Source organism: Phycisphaeraceae bacterium (genome assembly GCA_020639155.1).
Classification (GTDB): domain Bacteria; phylum Planctomycetota; class Phycisphaerae; order Phycisphaerales; family UBA1924; genus JACKHF01.
This window is the reverse complement of record JACKHF010000001.1, coordinates 2,337,449-2,353,496: the sequence shown is the minus strand read 5'-3', so window position 1 is coordinate 2,353,496 and position 16,048 is coordinate 2,337,449. Positions and strand designations below refer to the sequence as shown.

Genomic DNA, 16,048 nt, shown 5'->3' with positions numbered 1-16,048 from the left:
CCAAGCTGAGCGTTCGTTGCTTTTTACTTTGCTTACACCGAACTGCTGCTGGCTTGTCCGTCTGTCCACGCCCTTTGGTCCTCATGCCGAATCGCCATGTGCTTGTGGTACATTTCCGCAATGGCCTCATCGAACAGTGCGTCGTCCGGGCTTCCACCCTCCCTATTGGGCAGAAGCGAGATTCCATTTCGCTGAGCCTCGGCACGCTCCTCCGGGGTAAAGCTGTACGTCTCAATCACCTCAGCGAGTTGGGCCCGGACCATTTCACGGACCTTGGCAAGCCGGCGCGATACCGTCGGCTCGGACATCCCGGTATTGGCTGCGACATCCTTCCCACTCGTGCCGTCCAGTACACGCATCCGATAGATCGCAAAGTCCATAAAGTCGGCCTGTTTCTCAACCAGGCGCAGAGCTGCTTCAACCTTGGCACCAAAGACAGCCGCTTCGTACTTTTCGTCGGCTCCCTGTACATTGGACGATGCCATCCAAGCCTCATCAAAGTCGGCAGCACGCCGACCTCCACCACGCTTCTTGGCCATGCGTTTATCGAGTTCATCACCAAGCACATGCTTGGCAATTGCCAGTAGCCACGTCGAAAAACGAGCACCCTTGGACGGATCGTACCTGTCGATCGAGTTTGAGAGCGCTGCCATGGTTTCCTGTGAGAGATCTCGCACGGTCTCACGACCGATCCTGCCATTCCCCCACTTTGTGAGTTGGGCACGAAGCACAGGACCGAAGGTCTCCCACAACTCAAACCATGCAGCCTCGTCATTGCGACGAAGCCGATCGACAAAGCTTGTTGTCATGGGATTCAGCATGCTTCTCCTTACCGGTGCTCGTGGCAACCAGCACCTGTATGGTAGTCGAGATACACCAAAACGCACGCAAAAACAGGGCTGACGACTCGACTGGCCTGCTATCCGGTCCTTTCAGCGTCCGGATACCGGTTTGACCCGGATTCGGAATATCAGCGACCGGTACAACTTTTTCTGAAAAACCTGAAATCCGCCCGGACACGTCCCCAATACCACCCTGACCGACCAGCGTATGTGCAGCGTTGCACCGCTGATTCGGCCCATCGAAGAAAGCACGAATCCAACACTGGCGCACTTGAGCGCGTGATTGAACAGGAGGATTGTCATGGGATGCGTTGGAAAAGTCGTTGTCAGGACAGCAGTCATCGGTGCTTGTGGTGCAGTTGCATTTGTCGCAATTGCTGGGCGTGCAAAGACACACGCCATCCTGCACCAGGCAAAGCATAACCTGTCATCAGCCGTTGATCGCTTCGTCGGCGATCCTGTCGCGCTGCGTGAGCAGCTCAAGTCACTCGAGTCTGAGTATCCCAAGCGCATCGCAGCGGTTCGCTCAGATCTGACAGAACTGCACACCCAGAAGGACGAGCTGACACGTGAGCTTGCGATCAGCCAGCGCGTCGTCGCTCTTGCTGATCAGGATCTTGCAGGCATGTCGGAGCTGATCTCGCGTGCAGAAGACACCATATCGCAGCAGGCGAGCTACACCATGGTCAAGATCGTTCACGGCGGCGATCGCATGGACATGGAGCAGGCACTCGCAAAGGCGACACACATCCGCCAGACACGCGACGCATACGTCACGCGTGCGGCAGAGCTTGATCGCGATCTTGGATTCCTCGCAGAACAGGAATCACGCCTGACCGATCTACTCGATAAGCTCGAGACAGAACGAACCGAGTTCCAGACCCAGCTCTGGCAGCTTGATAGCCAGATTGATGCCATCGCACGCAACGGGCGCCTCATCGACATGATGGAAGCTCGCGAGAAGACCATCGACGAGCAGAGCCGTTACAAGGTCGCTTCCATCGAGCAACTCCACTCGAAGATGGCAGACATCCGGGCAAAGCAGGAAGCCGCTCTTGAAGCCCTGTCAAATCGTCGCGAACGTCTCGGGTACGAAGACCGTGCGAAGCTTGATCTGGAGTCATCCAGCGGCATCAGGTCCGGTGCATACCTTGGCACATCCACAATCGAGATCCAACCAAAGATCGTCGAGATCACCCCTGATCAGGATGCGGACTGCGATGAGGACTTCGTTCCCCTCGTCCGTCGCGACCACTGAACACCCAATACCACACTGCTGACACCAGCACGCACCCGCGGGCTTTCAGCCTGCGGGTGCTGTGTTTGGTGGCGCCAGTCTCTGATCGAGACAGATGTGGAATTCGCGCCAACTGCGCTCCACCAAACTCACGAGACCAAGCCTGATAAGCGGATACTATGTGGATATGGTCCGATCACCTACCGGTGTGCAAACACACCTGCTGGCGGGCCTCGTTGTTCGACTCATTCACGGAGCACATCAATTCCATGACTCAACTCGTTCCATCAAAGCTCCGTAATCGGTTCCGCCGCATCGTGACTGTCGACATGGGCATCGACCTCGGTACATGCAACACGCTCGTCGCCGTGCGCGATCAAGGCATTGTTCTGAATGAACCGAGTGTCGTAGCAGTCCACAAGGGCACCAACAAGGTGCTCAACAACGGGCAGGCCGTCGGCTGGGTTGCCAAGGAGATGCTCGGCAAGACACCCGGCACCATCACCGCGGTGCGCCCACTCAAAGACGGTGTCATTAGCGACTTCGAACTCGCTGAGAAAATGCTCCAGTACTTCATCAGAAAAGTGACTGGCAACAAGATCTTCGGCCCGCGCATTGTGATCGCGGTTCCTTCAGGCATTACCGAAGTTGAAAAACGCGCTGTGAAACAAGCAGCTGAAAACGCTGGCGGCAAGGACTTCTTTGCACTCCCCGAGCCGCTCGCAGCTGCAATTGGCGCAGGCCTGCCAATCGCATCCGCCAGTGGTTCGATGATTGTTGACATCGGTGGCGGCACAACAGAGGTTGCTGTTCTCTCGCTTGCTGGTATCGCAGCGTGCGAATCCATCCGTGTCGCGGGCGATGACATGGATGAGGCGATCATGAATCATCTCCGCCGCGCGTACAACCTCGTTATTGGCGAGCAGACCGCAGAACGCATCAAGATCGAGATTGGTTGCGCTTCAGCAAACGAGGAAGAACGCTCGATGGAGGTTCGCGGTCGTGACATGATTACCGGCCTTCCGCGAAAGACCGTTGTGACAAGCAGCGAGGTGCGCGAAGCCCTCGAAGAACCGGTCACCCAGATCACCGATGCAGTCAAACGCACCCTCGAACACGCCGAGCCCGAACTCGCAGCGGATCTTGTTGAGAACGGGATTACTTTGGCAGGTGGCGGCGGGCTGCTGCGAGGTCTCACCTCACGCATCCAGGAAGCAACCGGACTCGATTGCGTGCTCGCCGACGATCCGCTCACGTGCGTCGCACGAGGAACCGCCATCTACCTAGAGCATTTCGACTCGTGGGGTCCGTCGCTGGAAAGCTACGAGGAATAAGCGGTCAGGCGCGAAATCCTGCCGGTTCACAAACAAAACAACCAATGTGTGCGCACGCTGCAAGCCGATGTGGTGTCTGCGGGTGGTGGTTGTCGATTCCCGGCGTACGCTCGCACGCACTGGGCCCCCAACAATCGACGTAGCGAGCAGTTATGGCCGGAACCCGCGCGACAAAGCGACAACGCAGAGTGATCATCGTCGCGCTGAGCGTGCTGATGGTCCTGTCGCTCATCCCAGTCAGGTTCATGGGATGGACACAGGGCATCCACAACGTCGTCGCAGCACTCGTCACGCCATCAGCGTGGCTGGGCACCAAACTCACCAACCCGCTCCGCCGACGCGTCATGGCCGACGACAATCCAGAGTCCCGCGCAGCGCTCGAGCAGCAGCGCGATCAGGCACTGCTCGACCTTGAACAGTTGAAGGATGACATCAATCGGCTCGAACGCCGAGTTGAGGATCTCCAGCAGGGTGTTCGCATCAACGAACTCCAGCCGACACTGCTTACGGCGCAAGTGACCCATCGCCCGAGCGACCTGACAAGCAAACTGCTCGGCGTTCGCGCCGGCACGACCGCTGGTGTCAAAAAATCGTCCGTTGCAACAGAACGGGGTGTGCGTCTTGTTGGTCGCGTCGTGCAGACATCGCCGCGCCAGTCGTGGGTGCTCCCCATTACTGACAAGGCTTCCGGCATCATCCGGGGTTCGGTCATCTATGACAACGGCGCAACGGTCTTCTGCGATCTCACACCCACGGGTGCGGGCACACTGCGCGGAAAAATGTGGGAACTCCCGGGTGATCTGGAACCGCCAACCGGTGGCGAACTTGTCAGACTGTCTGACCCCCAATGGCCGGCTCACTCGCGCATGCTTGAGATCGGCACAATTATCAAGGTCGAGTCCGATCCCAACTCCGCGTTGCGACAGATCATCACGGTCGAGCCTCGCGTCGATCTGAATCTTGTGCAGGAGGTCATCCTGCGCATTGATCCGTACGACGACGTTGACATGCCGTCGCACTCATCAGGAAACGGAGGCGGCGAATGAACCGTCTCGCGTTTGTCATTGCGGTGTGGGTGCTGCTCGGTCTTGAACTGGGTGTGAAGGACGTTGTCACGATCCGCCTGCCCGCATCGGGCCCTGGACTCTCGCCAAGCATCCTTGTGCCGTTCGGCATGTTCATCTGCCTTGGCGCAAAGCCGCGCGTTGGCATCATCGCCTGCCTTATCATCGGCCTGCTGATGGACCTCACGTTCATTATGCCCATGAGCACCACGCCGCCACGCACATTTGTCATGATCGGCCCCTATGCACTCGGCATGGCACTGGGTGCACAGCTTGCCATCTCGATGCGTGACATGCTCATCATCAGAAACCCATTGTCCGTTGCGTTTCTCTCTGTGTGTGCATCACTCGTGATGCACGTCGTTGTTGTTGCAATCTTCAGCATGCACCGGATCTATGGCGACCCAATCCACTTCGACACTTTCTCGGAGTTGTTCCAGAGAGCACTGGCATCACTCTACACGGGCATCTTCGGGTTCCTGCTCGCGTACATCCTCTATCCGCTTGCGCCAACGCTTGGGCTGAATCTTGGGCCGCGTTCCTCGCGCCGCGGTTGATTCACACAACACTCCCCCACCTACCATGCACCGTGCCTGCCGACACGACAACATTCGAGGTCAAAGCACCATTCAAGCCAACGGGTGATCAGCCCGCTGCGATTGACGCGCTCACGCAGCGCCTCGGCACGGGCGAGAAGTTCACGTGCCTGCTCGGCGCAACCGGCACGGGCAAGACGTTCACCATGGCGCACACCATCGCACGTCTGAACAAGCCAACGCTCATCCTCTCCCACAACAAGACACTCGCTGCCCAGCTCTACGAGGAACTCCGCGAGTTTCTGCCAGACAACTCGGTCAACTACTTCGTGTCGTACTACGACTACTACCAACCCGAAGCCTACATCCCCCAGCGCGACATCTACATTGAGAAGGACGCCTCACGCAACGACGATCTCGATCAGCTTCGCCTCGCCGCGACCAGCAATATCCTCTCGCGACGCGACACCGTCGTCGTTGCGTCGGTCTCGTGCATCTTCGGTCTCGGCTCACCCGAAGCCTACTACAACAAGGTGCTCACCGTCACGAAGGGATCGCTCATTGATCGGCGCGGGTTCCTCATGGGGCTCAACTCCATGCAGTACGTGCGCAGCGATATCGAACTCGTGCGAGGGAAGTACCGCGTGCGGGGCGATGTCATCGAGATATGGCCAGCATCCGAAGTCTTCGCTGTCCGCATCGACACCTTCGGTGACGAGGTCGATCGCATCGAGCTTATCAATCCCGTGTCTGGCGAACTGCTCTCAGAAGCAAACCAGGTCTTCATCTTCCCAGCGGTTCATTATGTCATGCCCGAGGAGCAGATGGAAGCTGCGCTGAGCGGCATTCGTGAGGAACTCGATCGCCGACTCATCGAGCTGCGCAACGAGGGCAAGCTGCTCGAAGCGCAGCGTCTGCAGGCGCGCACAAAGTACGATCTTGAACTGATCGCGGAACTCGGATTCTGCCCGGGAATCGAGAACTACTCGCGGTTTCTCGATGGTCGGCGTCCCGGTGAACGTCCCTTTACACTGCTCGATTACTTCGACTACGCGCCACCCGACCCGAATCGACCGAGCGCAGCTGATCGACACGTCACGATGCAAACCGAGGATGGCGTTCCGCTCAGGCCAACGCAGGACTCGCACGAACACCTCGATAGTGCACGGCAGTACGATGAGAAACGATGCAATCTCGGAGACTGGCTGCTGGTCATCGACGAGTCGCACGTCACACTCCCGCAGATCCGCGCGATGTTCAACGGCGATCAGGCGCGTAAGCGTGTGCTCGTCGAGCACGGGTTCCGACTGCCCAGCGCGCTCGACAACCGACCGCTCCGCTTCGAGGAGTTCGAGTCCGTCGTGCCGCAGGTGCTCTTTGTCAGCGCAACACCGGGCAAGTACGAGCTAGAGCACACCAGCGGCGAGATCGTCGAGCAGATCATCCGCCCGACGGGACTGCTTGATCCGGAGGTCGAGGTGCGCACAGCACAGAACCAGGTGCCGAATCTGATGGAGGAGTGCGAGAAGCGCGTCGCAAACGGAGACCGCGTCCTCGTCACCGCACTCACCAAGCGGTTATGCGAAGATCTGACGCGCTATCTCGATCAGCACGGGATGCGCGTGCGCTATCTGCACTCCGAGATCGAAACACTCGAGCGCATGGACATCCTGACCGACCTGCGAGCGGGCGAGTTCGACGTGCTTGTCGGTGTCAATCTGCTTCGCGAGGGGCTCGACCTGCCCGAGGTCTCGCTCGTGTGCATCCTGGATGCCGACAAGGAGGGATTCCTTCGCTCAACAACGAGCCTGATCCAGCAGATGGGTCGTGCTGCGCGCAACGTCGAGGCGAAGGTCATCATGTACGCCGACAAGATGACACCCGCGATGCAAGCCGCGATCGACGAGACCCAACGTCGTCGCGCAATCCAGCTCGCCTACAACGAAGAGCACAACATCACGCCAGAGACCATCCGCAAGTCGATCCGTCGCGGACTCGAAATGGAACTCCGCGCACGCAAAGCTGCACGCGACGCGGTCGCGATGGACGAGGAGCAGTACGACGCTGCAGAACTCGTCTCGCAACTGGAAGCGGAAATGCTCGAAGCAGCGCAGGAGCTCGACTTCGAGCGCGCTGCTGCGCTCCGCGATCAGGCCCAGACGCTGCGCAAGGGGATCACCTCCGGCAGGTTGCAGGGCAAGAAAGTCAGCAGGACCGAAGCTGAGCACGCAACAACACAGAGCAAATCAAAGAACAAGCCTGGCATGGCTGGGTCACGACCCAAAGCAAAGCGCAAGAAAAAGAAGCGAACCGGCCGGGACACATTCACAAAGGAATAACGCAATGCCCATGACAAAGCAAACACGGGAGCGAGTATCGATCTACCTGCTTGGGGTTGCGATCGGTTTGTTCCTTGTTGGCATCTACTTCATGGGCAGGAATATGCTGCAGCGCGCACAGCAACAGCAGGCACCGACGCAGCAAACCACACCCTGATACTTCTCCAGCAGCTTCCGTATTAGAACTTCTGCCCCCAGAACCACGCTGCAATCTCGCCAACCAGTCCGACTCGCACCCCCACCCACACAAACGCCATCAGCGCTCCGGTCGCCACACCCTTGCCCAGTGTGATGCCCTCGGTCCGCACCACCACAATAGTGCCCGAGATCAGCATGCACGCAAAGGCGACAGCAGCCAGTATCCCTCGATCTGAGATTGTCGTCCCGTTCGCTGCAAGCATGAGCTCAAGCAGAACCTGAAGCACCGCTGCAGCAGTGGAGGAGACACACACGACTTTGATCGAATCGGCAAGCTCGATCGAATGTTGCAACACAATGCGAAGAAACAGCTTCAGCGGCAGGAACATGATCGGCACAAAGAGAAGAATCCCAGTTCCTGAAGCGAGGAGGAAGCTGAAAGGCATCAATGATTCTCTTTCTTACACTTGCGCACTCTGTGGCGACAGCAAAGCGGAAAGCAATCGCTGCGTCTCCTGCAAACTCTCAACAACTATATCAGCACCAGCTTCAGCAAGATCAGCAACAGAAGAACCTCCCGTCGCCACACCAACGCATCGCATGCCATGCGCCTTGGCGCACATCACGTCATGCGGCGTATCGCCAACAATTACACAGTGCGACGGATCGACACCATCCCCAGCGTGCTCGACCATCCGCTGCATCGCAACACCGGGCAGATGGTTTCTGCTCGGTGGATCGTGCGGCGAGTCGTCACCCCACACCTTCAATGAGAACCAGTCCGCGTCGTATCCCGCTGCGTTGAGTTTCAGCGTGCCCGTTTCGGCAAAGTTCCCCGTCAATAGTCCACACACGAGATCGTCGTGCTGACGAACCGCATGCACGAGATCGATCGCGCCGGGCAGCGCGTAGGCACGACCAGACTCAGCAAGTCTCGGCTGAAGGTGCTTGTGATACCCCGCACGAAGTGCTGCACAGTGATCGGGCGACGGCTCGACTCCATTCCGCTCCAGCAGCGCACGCACGATGAGCACATCGATACATCCGGCGTACTCCACACCCTCGTCTGTAAACTGATCGCCGAAAAGATCAACTCCTGCCTGACGCAGTGCTTCCATGCCAGCACGCTTTGTCAGCAGCAGCGTTCCGTCAATATCAAAGAGTACAAGCCCTGGCATCACTCCCCCACTCTCTCAGTTTGACCACTTCTGCATCCACAGCTTACGCTGGATCGAAAAATCTGATTCGTCCTGCTGCACCGGCGCAGCTTGCTTTGTCATCGTCTCGATCCGATGCGCGAGTGTGCTGGCAATCTCACCGAGAAACCCATCAACAGCCTGTGTGTTCCCCTGTGTTTGGAGCTGCACCCTGCCGTCATCCTCGTTTCGGACCCATCCTGTCACAGCGTGGTTCTTCGCAATGCGTTTCGTTGTCGCCCGGAAACCAACCCCCTGCACGGTGCCCGCGTAGAATACCACGACACGCTGACACTCGGATTGTGGGTGTGTCTCACTCATATCCGAAGAGTTTCCAATCTGGACGTACGTTCCGGCGTGTTTCGGTGCTGGTGCAAATCGGACGCTCGTAAAACGCGTCCCTCCGATCGTACCATCCCAGCCTGTATAACCCGAACGCGACGCAGCCAGCATCCGTCAAAACTGTTGCCGAATGACAGGTTTGTGGCAGAATCCCAGCTGAGGGAGTCCTCGTGCGCTGCTCGGGGCACATATCGTTGTACGGTGTGTAACGTGAACACAGGATTAGAGGGGGATGGCCGATCGGCTTCGTGATGTACGACCGTGCCGACATAGCCCGTGTACTCGACGCGACGGACATTGTCCAGATCGTCGGCCAGAGCGTCCAGCTCCGCCCCAAGGGACGAGAGATGGTCGGGTTGTGCCCGTTCCACGACGATCGAAATCCGTCCATGTACGTCTCGCCGGCCAAGCAGATCTACAAGTGCTTCGTCTGCGGCGCGGCCGGCGATGCAGCAAAGTTCATGCAGGACTACCACTCAATGTCCTTCCCGGAAGCGATCGAGCACCTCGCCGAGATCGCTGGGGTTGAGATCCAGCGCGTCGACACCCGGTCACAGCCAGCGTCCGCATCGAGTGTCCGCAAGTCGGACGTGTTCGATGCGAACCAGCAGGCACAGAAGTTCTTTGCTGCCCTGCTCCATCACGCCGACCACGGCAAAGCTGGTCGCGAAGTCATCGAACAGCGCAGTATTTCCGACGACATGGTGCAGAAGTTCGGACTCGGGCTCAGCCCCGATCGCTGGGACGGCCTTGTCTCGACGATCACATCGAAGCGATGGAGCCTCGACGCATTCCTCCAGGCTGGACTAGTTAAGCTACGCCAGCACGAGTCGGGGCACTACGACACATTCCGCCATCGCGTGATGTTCCCGATCACGGACCAGCTTGGGCGCACAATCGCATTCGGTGCGCGCAAGATCCGCGATGAGGACGAACCGAAGTATCTCAACTCGCCGGAATCACCCGTATTCCGCAAGAGTGCAACGCTCTATGGAATCGCACAGGCATCCTCGACAATTCGCCAGCAGAATCTCGCGATTATCACGGAAGGCTACACGGACACCATCGCGTGCCATCAGGCCGGGTTCACCAATGCCATTGCAGCACTGGGTACCGCGTTCACTTCGGAACACGCTGCGATCCTGCGACGCATGTGCGATCGTGTGGTGCTGCTGTTTGATGGCGATGAAGCGGGTTCGCTCGCAGCGGACAGGGCGGTCTCCGTCCTGTTCCACGAGCCAATCGATGTGTCCATCGTCGCGCTCTCCAGCTTCGGCGATGCGAAGGATCCTGATGAACTGCTCAGGCAGCCAGACGGAAACGATGCCTTTGCAAACGCAATCGAGAATGGGCAGGACCTGCTGACGTTCAGATTTGCAAGGCTTCGCGCCGAACTGGAAACACTTTCTTCAGCACGTCGCTCAACACGAATCGAAGAAGAGCTTGCGAAGCTGGTCGAACTGGGACTGCACGACATGTCGCCGGTGCGAAAGTCGTTCATCATGCGCCAGCTTCCCGGCGCAACAGGACTCGACAGCATCACGCTCGCTGACGCATTGGCGCGGATCAAACCGACACAGCGCAATCGTACAACTGTCTTTGCCCATTCCGAACACGAGCACGCGATCAATCCGGAGCTGATACATCGCGTCGTCGAAGGTTCTCTTCGCGCTGACGAACGAGCCATCGGCCTGCTGCTGGTACGTCCCTCGCTCGGAGATGAATCAGATGATGCTGCCCGCGTATTCGATGAATCTCGTTACAACATCGATCTGATGCGCGAGATCGTTCGAGCGATGCGATCGCTCGACGAAGAGGGTGAATCGTTCTCGCTCGCCAATGTCCTGCGTGAGCTTGCAGGCTCAAACGCTGCACAGTTCGCCACACAACTCGCAGCACGTATCGATCGTGAGACAAACGAGGATGTCGGCAAGCTCCAGCACATGTGGCATGACTGCATGGACCGCATCCGCCAGATCGATATCACGGGCCGAGCAGAAGTAAAACAGACAGTAGCAGAATCGCTTGCCGAGAGACTTGCACGGGCGAAGCAGAGGCACACGAGTACCGATGCCGATCGAACCCGATTGCCGCGAAGTCCGGGCTCAAGCGGATAACACCGTCCATTGACACATAGACTTACGATTCGTTCCGTTCAGTTTCACGCACCATTTTACAGAGAGGAGGTAGACAGATGCATATTTTCCACCCCGCACTGCTCGACCTCTGCTCTGCTGGAGCCACACGAGGTTGGCTGAGTTTCGAGGAACTGATCGAGGTGTTGCCCGACGAAATGGTGGATGCTTCTGGTATTGATCGCGTGCTAATGCAGTTCGACGAGGACGGCATCGAACTGATCGATGAGCTTGAGTGCCGTGCACGAATTTATAGAGAATCGAAGCAATCAGCAAACTCCAGCGATGGCGCATTCGCCTCTCTCACCACCAAAGCTCAGCGTGTCAGAGGGGGCGATCGCACCAGCGAGGAAACACACCTTCGGTCACTCGATCGCAAACGACTTGAGAAAGAGCGTGAAGCGTCCACCCTGAATGCAACATCGCTCTCAAGGAATGAGATCAACAGACTCGCGGGTGATGCAGGCAATGCAAACGGATCCAACTCGGACGATCCCGTGCGGGTGTATCTCGCGCAGATGGGCACCATCCCACTGCTAACTCGAGATCAGGAACTCCGTCTCGCAAAGAAGATCGAAACAACACGTCTTATTCTTCGTCGCTGGTGTCTTGAGAACGATCTCATCGCAGCACATGCCGCAGAAATACTCCAGCAGGTGCTCGACGGAAAGGTGCCGTTTGACAGAACACTGCGCATCAATGCGGTCGACAACGAGGTTCGCGAACGAATCATGCAGCGGATGAGGACAAATCTGCCGACCGTATCTGCCCTGCTTGAACAGAACCGCATCGACTTCGAGCAGTTGCGTACGGCGCCGCTGAACGCTCGTCAACGAGCAGAAGTTACCTCATGTATCATGCAACGTCGCCGTCGCATTGCCCTGCTGCTTGAGGAACTCTCACTTCGCACCAGCAGGCTCATCCCCATGATGCGCAAGATCAAGAGCATCAACTCGAAGATGGAGCACATCAAGGCACTCCTTGCTTCCGATTCTGACAAGCATACGGACGACCGTGAGGTGCTTGTCGAGGAACTCGACGGCCTCTGCAATCTGGTTGCAGCAGAGCCGGAACAGCTTGCAGAGCAGGTGCGAAAGCAGGCCACTGTCATGTGGGAGTACGAGCAGGCAAAGCGTGATCTCTCGGGTGGAAATCTCCGGCTTGTTGTTTCGATCGCAAAGAAGTACCGCAATCGCGGCATGCCATTCCTCGACATTATCCAGGAGGGGAACACGGGGCTGATGCGCGCGGTCGACAAGTTCGAGTACAAGCGGGGGTTCAAGTTCTCGACCTACGCGACATGGTGGATCCGCCAGGCAATCTCCCGTTCCATCGCCGAGAACGCGCGCACAATCCGCATCCCGATGCACATGATCGAATCGATTACGAAGATTCGCATTGCCCAGAAGCACCTGACCCAGTCGCTTGGTATTGAACCAACACCAGAAGATCTTGCCGAACACACGGGCATGAGTCTTGAGGATGTCAAACGCGCAATCCGCACGAGCAAGCATCCTGTTTCGCTCGACAAACCCGTCGGAGAGAGCGAACACCACGCGCTCGGCGAGTTCGTGCCCGATCCAAAGCGCAAGGAACCATATGAGACCGCTGGCGCAGACATGCTCCGCCATCGCATCGAAGCTGTTCTGAAAACACTCACCTATCGCGAGCGTGAGATTATCAAGCTCCGCTATGGCATTGGTGACGGCTACACCTACACACTCGAAGAGGTCGGGCGCATCTTTAAGGTCACACGAGAACGTGTGCGTCAGGTCGAGCAGAAGGCAATCCGCAAGCTCCAGCACCCTGTGCGATCACGCAAACTCGACGGATTTATCGACGGCGATATCCGCCAGTCCAACGCAGCAGAGTAATGCAATCACATGATCCGTTTTCCCTATTTTCCACGCTGATTATGGACGCGTGCCATCGTTTTCCTACAGTCTGATGAAATCCAAGGACACACCAACTGATGCAGCACAACAACACACAGCCCGATCCTGTTCCCCATCATGATGATGCCCGCGCTGAAGCGTTACATCAAACAAAGCAAGGCCGGGACACCGATGCTAAGACATTTGCGATTGCTGCCGCACGCGCATTGAAGGATGCCAGGTGTGATGACATCCTTGTGCTCGATGTGAGCGGAAAAAACCCGGTCACAGACTACATCGTGATAGGGACGGGAACATCAGACCGCCAGATGCGATCAGCGCTCGCCGATGTGGAAAGTGCGGCAAAGGACTGCGGCTATCACCCGTTCGACCCCGCAAAGGACACCAGTGCGGACTGGCTGCTCGCCGACTACCTCCAGGTGATGGTCCATGTGTTCGAGGCGAATGCCCGGGCGCTTTACGACCTTGAGATGCTGTGGGGCGATGGCAAGCGTGTCGAATGGAAGCGCGAAACAAAGGCCGATACCGATTCCAATGAGTAAGCAAGCTTCCAACGCAGCGCATCGTGTGCCAGTGACAACCCGAGCGGGAACATACACCGTCAGTATCGGCCCGAACACACTCTCATCACTCGGCACCGTCACAGAGGAGTTGTGCCCACTCCCAACGCGCACGTCGATTGTCGTTGCGGATGCCGGCTTGCCCAAGGACATCGTCTCCACCGCGATGGAATCGCTCCGTGAAGTTTCCATCGAACCGGTTCTTCACACGCTGACGCCGACAGAGCAGGCAAAGTCGTTCCAGTCGCTTGAAGCGATTCTTGTTGCGATGTCCCGCGCAAAGCTTGAACGCGGGGATCCTGTCATCGCGCTGGGCGGTGGTATTACAGGTGATGTTGCTGGACTTGCAGCAGCACTCCATCACAGGGGCACACCCGTTCTTCAGTGCCCCACCACACTGCTCGCAATGGTCGACGCTTCGGTCGGCGGTAAGACCGCTGTCAACCTGACCGTCGAAGGATCACTCTACAAGAACATGGTCGGCGCATTTAGCCAGCCTGTCGCTGTGTTAGCAGACACAAACACGCTCGCATCGCTCCCGGACCGTGCTTTCCGGAGCGGCATTGCCGAGTGCATAAAACACACGATGCTCTGTGCTGATTGGGGACACGAGAGTCTTATTCAGTACACAGACAGCTCACTTGACCGAGTACTCACACGTGATCCCGACATCCTTCCGGAGTTCATCGCACGCAATGTTGCCGTCAAGGCATCTGTTGTGCAAGCAGATGAAACAGAAGATCCACAGCGAGCATCGCTTGGGCGTGCGGTGCTCAACCTCGGTCACACATTTGCGCACGCGCTTGAATCACATCCAGAGCTTTCTCCGGATGGACATCCTGCGCATGCACCATTGACACACGGTGAAGCAGTTGCGCTCGGGCTTGTCGCCGCAAGTGCAGCGTCTGAAGCAATGGGCATTGCACCAAACAACACACTCGAACACACGAGCGCACGTGTTGCGCGCGCACAACTTCCAACACAACTGCAGCATCTTCCACGTGAAGATTCGCTAGTGTCAGCAATGACACACGACAAGAAAGTTCGTGCTGGCAAGCTCCGTCTTGTTCTTCCGACTGGTGACGGGCATTGCACGATCATCGACAATCCTCCCGATCGCATTGTGCTCGCCGGTTTTTCAGCCTGGCAGGCGGGATAAGACGATTTCTGCCCTGTCGGTTGCAGGCATTCCCAGCAAGGTTCCGATAGCACAGTCTGCCGCAGCAACTGGCTGTAGCAAGGCGGGATCAGGCCTTGCTGCTCCACCGGGTTGGCGGTCGGGGTGTGGGAACTCCGTGGTGAGGAACGTCCTTCATGGACATCAATGAAACAGGCCCACTTCAGGCGGGCCCGCGGACGGTGTCCGTGCAGTGTGTTGGGAGGCATACATGCGACGTATCGCGATTATGAATCAGAAGGGTGGCTGCGGCAAGACCACCACGGCTGTGAATCTGGCGGGGGCTCTAGCCGCCCGCGGGCTTCGCACGCTGCTGGTCGACCTCGACCCGCAGGGGCATTGTGCTGCGGGTCTGGCAATCCCTGAGAGCCGTCTGGATGCCGATATCGGCGAGGCCATGCTGGTCGGCGATCGGGCCGGATTCGACGCCGAACGCCTGATCTGGCGTATCTCACGCCGTCTCGATCTGGCACCAAGCCGTACCCGTCTGGCATCATTCGATACCAACGGCCAGGGCGCAGACCGTCCAGACCTTGATTGGCTGCTCGATCGGTTCCTCTCCCGTCTGTCATCGCAGTATGACGTGTGCGTGATTGATACCCCCCCGGGGTCACGGAATGTCCTTGCCCGCAACGCACTTGCAGCTGCTTCGCTGGTCCTCGTGCCGGTCGAAACAAGCTATTACGCGCTGCAGAGTGCCACAAACGAAGTTGCAACGCTCGCAGAACTCGGCGAACGCATGGGCGTGCAGCCGCAGATCGGCGTGCTCCCGAGTGTCCATGAACAGACTGTTGCGCTCGCCCGCGACCTTGAGTCCGAACTCAGCCGCCGTGTGAATGCACGCATGGTTCCGTTTGTCATCCGGTACGACGTCGCGGTGAAGGAAGCCGCCTCGTTCGGCCAGTCCGTCCTCGATTACAACAGCTCGTCTGATGCCGCGACAGACTTTGTCCAGCTCGCAACATGGACCATCGATCAGCTGCGCACACTCGTCGATCATCGCCCCACCGCTGCAACAGCACAAGCTGTTCGCGCAGTGCCGGGCATGGACGCACACCGCGAGCTTTCGCGTCGTGTCGCATCAGCAGGCATCCCCGGTCGCGAGGGTTCGTTTACACCAGCAACCCATAGCATGATGTCGCAATCGAGTCGTGCAGACGATCTTGCGCGTACAGCCCGTCGAATGCAGGACCAGCGCAGTGTTCAGTCGTTTTCAGGTCATTCACATGTCTGACAAGGCGGCTCCCTGATCG

General features: G+C 57.9%; 15 protein-coding genes. 11 read left to right on the top strand and 4 right to left on the bottom strand.

Annotated features, from left to right (window positions below):
- Window positions 1–32 precede the first annotated feature (32 nt).
- Window positions 33–821, bottom strand: a complete 789-nt coding sequence (locus H6815_09910; GenBank protein ID MCB9860752.1) for a sigma-70 family RNA polymerase sigma factor — start codon at window positions 819–821, stop codon at window positions 33–35.
- A 322-nt stretch (window positions 822–1,143) separates the two neighbouring features.
- On the opposite strand from H6815_09910, the gene H6815_09905 reads away from it, so the two are divergent.
- The 6 genes from H6815_09905 to H6815_09880 all read left to right on the top strand — a co-directional run bounded on the left by H6815_09905 (window position 1,144) and on the right by H6815_09880 (window position 7,509).
- Window positions 1,144–2,100, top strand: a complete 957-nt coding sequence (locus H6815_09905; protein MCB9860751.1) for a hypothetical protein — start codon at window positions 1,144–1,146, stop codon at window positions 2,098–2,100.
- Between the two features lie 248 nt (window positions 2,101–2,348).
- Window positions 2,349–3,413 carry a rod shape-determining protein gene (locus tag H6815_09900; GenBank protein ID MCB9860750.1) on the top strand — a complete coding sequence of 355 codons (1,065 nt, stop codon included), beginning with the start codon at window positions 2,349–2,351 and terminating at the stop codon, window positions 3,411–3,413.
- A gap of 152 nt (window positions 3,414–3,565) precedes the next feature.
- Complete coding sequence (locus H6815_09895) at window positions 3,566–4,459, top strand: hypothetical protein (protein ID MCB9860749.1); 894 nt, start codon at window positions 3,566–3,568, stop codon at window positions 4,457–4,459.
- On the top strand, window positions 4,456–5,034 hold the full coding sequence (locus H6815_09890; GenBank protein ID MCB9860748.1) for a hypothetical protein: 579 nt from the start codon (window positions 4,456–4,458) through the stop codon (window positions 5,032–5,034). Before H6815_09895 ends, H6815_09890 begins: the two co-directional genes overlap by 4 nt.
- A complete protein-coding gene (locus tag H6815_09885; protein MCB9860747.1) occupies window positions 5,031–7,352 on the top strand; it encodes an excinuclease ABC subunit UvrB in 2,322 nt (773 codons plus the stop codon). Before H6815_09890 ends, H6815_09885 begins: the two co-directional genes overlap by 4 nt.
- Window positions 7,353–7,362: 10 nt before the next feature.
- Window positions 7,363–7,509, top strand: coding sequence for a hypothetical protein (locus H6815_09880; GenBank protein ID MCB9860746.1), 147 nt, complete (start codon window positions 7,363–7,365; stop codon window positions 7,507–7,509).
- Between the two features lie 22 nt (window positions 7,510–7,531).
- Here H6815_09880 and H6815_09875 read toward each other — a convergent pair whose 3' ends face one another.
- Genes H6815_09875 through H6815_09865 form a run of 3 tightly spaced genes read right to left on the bottom strand, consistent with a single transcriptional unit; the run spans window position 7,532 to window position 9,007 of the window.
- Complete coding sequence (locus H6815_09875) at window positions 7,532–7,936, bottom strand: hypothetical protein (GenBank protein MCB9860745.1); 405 nt, start codon at window positions 7,934–7,936, stop codon at window positions 7,532–7,534.
- 15 nt (window positions 7,937–7,951) lie between these two features.
- Complete coding sequence (locus H6815_09870) at window positions 7,952–8,668, bottom strand: HAD hydrolase-like protein (GenBank protein MCB9860744.1); 717 nt, start codon at window positions 8,666–8,668, stop codon at window positions 7,952–7,954.
- Between the two features lie 15 nt (window positions 8,669–8,683).
- Window positions 8,684–9,007 (bottom strand): acylphosphatase, encoded by a 324-nt coding sequence (locus tag H6815_09865; GenBank protein MCB9860743.1) that lies wholly within the window; start codon window positions 9,005–9,007, stop codon window positions 8,684–8,686.
- Between the two features lie 269 nt (window positions 9,008–9,276).
- Between H6815_09865 and dnaG the strand changes: the two genes are divergently transcribed.
- The 5 genes from dnaG to H6815_09840 all read left to right on the top strand — a co-directional run bounded on the left by dnaG (window position 9,277) and on the right by H6815_09840 (window position 16,029).
- Window positions 9,277–11,145 (top strand): DNA primase, encoded by a 1,869-nt coding sequence (gene dnaG, locus H6815_09860; protein MCB9860742.1) that lies wholly within the window; start codon window positions 9,277–9,279, stop codon window positions 11,143–11,145.
- 77 nt (window positions 11,146–11,222) lie between these two features.
- Entirely contained in the window at window positions 11,223–13,037 is a 1,815-nt protein-coding gene (locus H6815_09855) for a sigma-70 family RNA polymerase sigma factor (protein MCB9860741.1), read from the top strand.
- A 98-nt stretch (window positions 13,038–13,135) separates the two neighbouring features.
- Complete coding sequence (rsfS, locus tag H6815_09850) at window positions 13,136–13,600, top strand: ribosome silencing factor (protein ID MCB9860740.1); 465 nt, start codon at window positions 13,136–13,138, stop codon at window positions 13,598–13,600.
- A complete protein-coding gene (locus H6815_09845) occupies window positions 13,593–14,777 on the top strand; it encodes a 3-dehydroquinate synthase (protein MCB9860739.1) in 1,185 nt (394 codons plus the stop codon). Before rsfS ends, H6815_09845 begins: the two co-directional genes overlap by 8 nt.
- Window positions 14,778–15,006: 229 nt before the next feature.
- A complete protein-coding gene (locus tag H6815_09840; protein ID MCB9860738.1) occupies window positions 15,007–16,029 on the top strand; it encodes a ParA family protein in 1,023 nt (340 codons plus the stop codon).
- Window positions 16,030–16,048 lie beyond the last annotated feature (19 nt).

Bases quoted from the DNA above. Each gene is read 5' to 3' on its own strand.
- H6815_09905 (MCB9860751.1), top strand. From the start codon at position 1,144: ATGGGATGCGTTGGAAAAGTCGTTGTCAGGACAGCAGTCATCGGTGCT.
- H6815_09840 (MCB9860738.1), top strand. From the start codon at position 15,007: ATGCGACGTATCGCGATTATGAATCAGAAGGGTGGCTGCGGCAAGACC.
- H6815_09880 (MCB9860746.1), top strand. From the start codon at position 7,363: ATGACAAAGCAAACACGGGAGCGAGTATCGATCTACCTGCTTGGGGTT.
- H6815_09875 (MCB9860745.1), bottom strand. From the start codon at position 7,936: ATGCCTTTCAGCTTCCTCCTCGCTTCAGGAACTGGGATTCTTCTCTTT.
- H6815_09865 (MCB9860743.1), bottom strand. From the start codon at position 9,007: ATGAGTGAGACACACCCACAATCCGAGTGTCAGCGTGTCGTGGTATTC.
- rsfS (MCB9860740.1), top strand. From the start codon at position 13,136: ATGCAGCACAACAACACACAGCCCGATCCTGTTCCCCATCATGATGAT.
- H6815_09910 (MCB9860752.1), bottom strand. From the start codon at position 821: ATGCTGAATCCCATGACAACAAGCTTTGTCGATCGGCTTCGTCGCAAT.
- H6815_09900 (MCB9860750.1), top strand. From the start codon at position 2,349: ATGACTCAACTCGTTCCATCAAAGCTCCGTAATCGGTTCCGCCGCATC.
- H6815_09855 (MCB9860741.1), top strand. From the start codon at position 11,223: ATGCATATTTTCCACCCCGCACTGCTCGACCTCTGCTCTGCTGGAGCC.
- H6815_09870 (MCB9860744.1), bottom strand. From the start codon at position 8,668: ATGCCAGGGCTTGTACTCTTTGATATTGACGGAACGCTGCTGCTGACA.
- H6815_09890 (MCB9860748.1), top strand. From the start codon at position 4,456: ATGAACCGTCTCGCGTTTGTCATTGCGGTGTGGGTGCTGCTCGGTCTT.
- H6815_09895 (MCB9860749.1), top strand. From the start codon at position 3,566: ATGGCCGGAACCCGCGCGACAAAGCGACAACGCAGAGTGATCATCGTC.
- H6815_09845 (MCB9860739.1), top strand. From the start codon at position 13,593: ATGAGTAAGCAAGCTTCCAACGCAGCGCATCGTGTGCCAGTGACAACC.